This is a genomic window from Curtobacterium sp. P97 (assembly GCF_023712445.1).
Taxonomy (GTDB): Bacteria; Actinomycetota; Actinomycetes; order Actinomycetales; family Microbacteriaceae; genus Curtobacterium.
The window spans coordinates 1-467 of the sequence record NZ_JAMAYF010000087.1 but is presented as its reverse complement, the minus strand read 5'-3'; the positions used below and the strand labels follow the sequence as shown (position 1 = coordinate 467).

Below are 467 nucleotides of genomic sequence, written 5' to 3'. Positions count from 1 at the left end.
GGGCAGCTGGTGGCCGCCGAGGTCGCGCTGCTGGGCGTCGTGGCCGTGCACCGGCAGCCCTGGCCGCTGCTCGTGCCGGTGCTGGTCGCGGCGGTGGTCGTCTTGGTCCTGTGCCTGGCCCGCCGCTCGGGCCGCTGGGCCTACCAGTGGGCCGATCTCGGCCTGCGCCACCTCGTCGCACGGCGCAGCGTGCGGCTGCCGCAGGCGGCGTCCCCGGTCGTGGCCGACGCGCTGCTCGACGCCGTCGTCGACGGCGGCTGGCTCGGTCGGCTGGACCTCGACGGCGCCCCGGCCGCGCTCTGGTGCCACGAGGGCGGCCTCTCGGTCGCCGTCGAGGTCACCGCCACCACCGCCGAGCGCCCCTACCTGTCCCGGGCCGTCGAGCTGCCACCCGTCACGGCCCTGCTCCCGGCTGCCGACGAGGGTGGTGCCCGCTTCTCGCTCCAGCTGCTCGAGCAGACCCACCC

At 77.3% G+C, this 467-nt stretch carries 1 protein-coding gene; it reads left to right on the top strand.

Translation table 11 applies throughout. The features are described 5' to 3' along the window. Positions 1-467 (top strand): hypothetical protein (locus M3677_RS17080; protein WP_251161147.1); only part of this gene is annotated, 467 nt, incomplete at both ends.